Source organism: Halorubrum sp. AJ67, from assembly GCF_000513435.1.
Window position 1 is genome coordinate 339,132 of the sequence record NZ_CBVY010000002.1, and the last position, 4,374, is coordinate 343,505.

Genomic DNA, 4,374 nt, shown 5'->3' on the forward strand with positions numbered 1-4,374 from the left:
GGTAACACCCGTGTCCGCGCCGATCCAAGTCCCTCCGGGGCATAGACGGAAGTATGACAGACGCATCCGAGACCGCCGAAGCAGAATCGGGAGACGGACCGACGCCCACCCCCGGAATCCACCACGTGACCTGCGTGGCGGGCAACCCGCAGCGGAACCTCGACTTCTGGGTCGAGACGCTCGGGCTCCGACTGGTGAAGCGGTCGATCAACCAGGACGACCCCGGAACGTACCACTTCTTCTACGGCGACGCGGACGGGACGCCCGGGACCAGCATGACGTTCTTCCCGTGGACGAACCTGCCGGACGGCGAGGTCGGAGCGGGACAGGTCTCCCGGACCGCGTTCCGGGTTCCGGCCGGGAGCCTCGACTACTGGGAGGAGCGGTTCGACGAGCGCGGCGTCGACTACGACGCCCGCGAGGAGCGCTTCGGGGAGACGGTCCTCCCCTTCCGCGACCCCGACGGACTCCCCGTCGAGCTGGTCGCCGTCGAGGTCCCGGACGACGACCCGACGACCGCGTGGACCGCGTTCGTCCCCGAGTCGGCGGCGATCCGCGGGTTCCACTCGGTGACGCTGTGGCTCGACGACGCCGAGCGCACTGAGCGCCTCCTGCGGACGATGGGGCTGACCGAGAGCGAGTCCGCGGCGGACGCCGCGACCGGAAGCGATCGAACGCGCTTCGCCGCGAGCGGTCCCGTGGGCAAGTACGTCGACGTCGTCGAGACGGACCGACAGGGGCGGTCGGGCCGCGGCACAGTCCACCACGTCGCGTTCCAGACGCCGACGGACGCCGACCAGTCCGCGATGCGCGACGCGGTGGCGTCGATGGGGTTACGCCCGACCCAGCAGATCGACCGCCACTGGTTCCGGTCGGTGTACTTCCGGGAGTTCGCGGGCGTCCTCTTCGAACTCGCCACGAGCGACCCCGGGTACGCGAGCGACGAGCCGCTCGACGAACTCGGCGAGCGGCTGGTGTTGCCCGGGCAGTTCGAGGACCGCCGCGACGAGATCGAGTCCGGTCTCGCCGACGTGATGGTCCCGCGGCCGGAGGAGGATAACAGAGTCGACCCCGACGCCGTCGAGACCGCCGAAGGCGACGACGACTGAGGACCGAGCCTTCTAACTCGGCGCGACCGAACGCCCGTCCATGACAGAGGACCTCGGCACGCCCGTACTCGATAACCACCTCCACCTCGACCCCCGTCACGGTCGCGGGGTCGAGGCCGTCGAAGACTTCGTCCGGCTCGGCGGCACCCACCTGCTCGTGGTGAACAAGCCCTCGTGGCTGCTCGACGTCGAACCAGACGAACCGGAAGACTTCCGGGCCGTCTTCGAGGAGACGCTGGAGACGGTCGCGGCCGCGACGGAGGTCATTCCGGGGCGCGCGTGGCCCGTCCTCGGCGTCCACCCCGGGCTCGTCAGCCGGCTCGTCGACGAGCGGGGCTTCTCGCCCGAGGAGGCTCGCGACCTCATGCGCGGCGGGCTGGCGGTCGCGAGCGAGTACGTCGCCGACGGCGACGCGCTCGCGCTGAAGTCCGGCCGCCCCCACTACGACGTGAGCGACGCGGTCTGGGAGGCGTCGAACGCGGTGACGCGGCGCGCGTTCGAACTCGGGGCCGACGTCGACTGCGCGGTCCAGCTCCACACCGAGGCCAGCGAGGACCTGACCGACCTCGCGGCGGTCGCGGAGGCGGTCGGACTCGACCCCTCGCGCGTCGTCAAACACTACGCGGCGGGCGAGTTGGCCGGCGTGACCCCGAGCGTGATGAGCGACAAGGACCGGCTGGAGCGCGCCGCCGAGGCGGGCGAGCCGTTCCTGATGGAGACCGACTTCGTCGACGACCCCGACCGGCCGGGGATGGTGCTGGGACCGAAGACCGTCCCGCGACGGGTGCGGTGGCTACTCGAACAGGGGTACGACGAGGCGGTCCGGCGCGCGCACGTCGAGACGCCCCGAGCCGTGTACGGAATCGACACCGAGTCGACGCTCGACCGAGCGCCGTGATTTCGGGCGTCGAGCCGGGTGAGACGCGGTCTCGGGCGGCGTTCGATAGGAAAGGCATTTGAGTTGGCCGGGCGACGTACGGGACATGACCGACGACGACGCCGTTGAAACGTTCTATACCGACGAACGCTGGCAGAACTGGCTCGACAGGCTGGCCGAGGAGGAGCTCGACCCCGAAAACGAGGACTCCGCGCGGCTCCTGTTGAACCTCCAAGACGACGCGGCGATCGCGGTGGTGAAGGTGCTCGCCGCCTTCGACGACGACCGCATCGACGAGGAGCGCGCGGTCGAGGAGGTCCGCGACATCCGCGACATCGTCCTCGCCGACGTCGAGTTCGACGACGAGGACAAGGTGATGCTGATCGACGGCGTCCAGACCTCGCTCGTCCCCGTCTTCTACGCGGCCGAGGAGTACGTCGTCGGCGGCGTCGTCGAGGGCGACGTGAGCGAGTTCGTGCGCGCGGCCGCCGAGGCCGAGGAGGGCGACGACCTCGACGCCGCCTTGGGCTACGTCGTTCAGGCCGGCACGCGCGTCATCGACGGCGAGGCGCTCGACATCGAACTCGTCGAGGACCTCGAATACGGGCTGGTCTCCGAGTGGGTCAACGGACTCGACTCGCTCCAGTCGGCCATCGAGGATCCGGAAGTCGTCGAGGAAGAAGACTGAGCGCGCCGGACCATTCGACACGCGTCCCCGTGGCCTCCGCGGCGACCGTCGACGTTTTCGAAGGCGCTCACCGCCTCTATCAAAATGTAGAATGAACGACGAAGTTTTCCGAGTGGCCTATCGAGAGGCCAGTAGTGACAGATTCGTCACAGGCGCTCAACAGCTATTTCAGCGGGGCGTCATCTATCCTTCTCCTCGCTCCATTACTCGGATCTGCCGATGACAGCGCCTGTGTCGACCTCCTAACCCGATATTTGCCCAGTGAGACGAACGTCTTGGCCGTGACCCTCTCGTCGTCTCCGACGGAGCGGCTGTCGATCTGGCAACGCGAATCCGGCACCGAACTCCCCGCGCGGGCGACGGTTGTGGACGGGAGACGGGACAAGACGACGTCACAGCCCGAAACAACCGACTGGGGAACGGTCTCCGTGCGTGGTGTTCCCGAAGACGGAGACCTCTACGACATCGGTCTCACGATCGCCAGTCAGCTGGGTGCGTGGAAAGACACCGACGAGCGGAGCGTTATGTGCCTCCACTCCGTGACGACGCTGCTCGCCTCCTTCGACATCGAACAGGTAGTCGGTCTGATCACCGCTCTCAACGATCTCTGCGAGGATATCGGCGTCGTCGCTCACCACCACGTCGACTCGGAGGAACACGACGAGGAAACGACAGCAACGCTTCGGCCGCTGTACGACGCGGTGATCGAACACACCCCGGACGACGGCTGGATCCCGACGGAGCGCGAGAGATCGACGACGGCACCGACGTTCCGTTCGACGACGTCACCGCCGGGCGGAACGGGGACGGCCGATCCGGACCGGTCCGAGACAGTACCGATGCGACACTCCTTCGAAACGGTACTGGATCTGGTGTCGTCCCCGCGCCGACGCACCCTCCTGTACAACCTGAAGAGCCAGCCGACCGAGGATGTCTCGCTCGATCGACTGGTCGAGGAAGTCCACAACATCGATCGGTCGCTGCCGATCCGCGACGCGCCGTCACGCGAGAAGGTTCGGATCGAAATCGTCCACGTTCACCTCCCGATGCTCCAAGACGCCGGAATTATCCAGTACGACACCGACACCGAGATGATCCAGTACACGGGGAACCAGGGGTTAGAGGCGTTTCTCCGATACATCGAGACGATCGAACTCGGGTAACAGTGGGTCGCAACGCGGCCGACGAGGCGGTATCTCGACGAAGCGTTTTGAACTCGCGCGTCGTTAGTCGCGTATGGCACTCCCCGCGGCCGAACTGGCGACCGCGCTGCTCGTCGTCTGGACGGCCAGCGCGTTCGTCCCGTTCGTGCCGAGCGGCGTCCTCGCTGCGCTGACCGTCGTCGGCTACGCGTACACCACCGCCTTCACCGAGCCGAGTCTCGCCGTGCTGCTCGCGCTCGTTCTCGTCTCACTGCTGGCCTCGGCCGTGGACCTGTTTTCGGGGATGGTCTCCGGGCGGCTCGGTGGCGCGTCGACCCGGACCGTCGTCGTCGGCACGCTGGTCGGCGTCGCGCTGCTGCTCCCGCTCGGCCCGATCGGTCTCGTCGTCGGGCTTTGCGCACCGTCTTCCTCGTCGCCCTGTACGAGGATCGACGCCGAACCGCGCGTCGCCGCCCGGCACGGCGGCGTACGCGGCCGTCGGCGTCCTCGCGAGCGCGTTCGTCCAACGCGGTCCTGCTGGGCGGCGTCGCGGTCGCG

Annotated in this window: 5 protein-coding genes; all 5 read left to right on the forward strand. The window is 67.9% G+C overall.

All coding sequences use genetic code 11. The annotated features are described in order from the left end of the window. Positions 1–53 precede the first annotated feature (53 nt). Positions 54–1,109: a ring-cleaving dioxygenase gene (locus BN903_RS03400; protein ID WP_048076375.1), complete on the forward strand. Its 1,056-nt coding sequence runs from the start codon at positions 54–56 to the stop codon at positions 1,107–1,109. A 40-nt stretch (positions 1,110–1,149) separates the two neighbouring features. After that, positions 1,150–2,007: a TatD family hydrolase gene (locus tag BN903_RS03405; protein WP_048076376.1), complete on the forward strand. Its 858-nt coding sequence runs from the start codon at positions 1,150–1,152 to the stop codon at positions 2,005–2,007. An 85-nt stretch (positions 2,008–2,092) separates the two neighbouring features. Then, positions 2,093–2,674 (forward strand): DUF2150 family protein, encoded by a 582-nt coding sequence (locus BN903_RS03410; RefSeq protein ID WP_048076377.1) that lies wholly within the window; start codon positions 2,093–2,095, stop codon positions 2,672–2,674. A gap of 134 nt (positions 2,675–2,808) precedes the next feature. Beyond that, the gene (locus BN903_RS03415) at positions 2,809–3,837 is read left to right on the forward strand and encodes a hypothetical protein (RefSeq protein WP_195155698.1); all 1,029 of its coding nucleotides are present in this window, start codon (positions 2,809–2,811) and stop codon (positions 3,835–3,837) included. Positions 3,838–3,910: 73 nt separating this feature from the next. Continuing rightward, the coding region (locus BN903_RS03420) for a DUF456 family protein (RefSeq protein ID WP_394296241.1) at positions 3,911–4,374 on the forward strand (464 nt) is incomplete at its 3' end.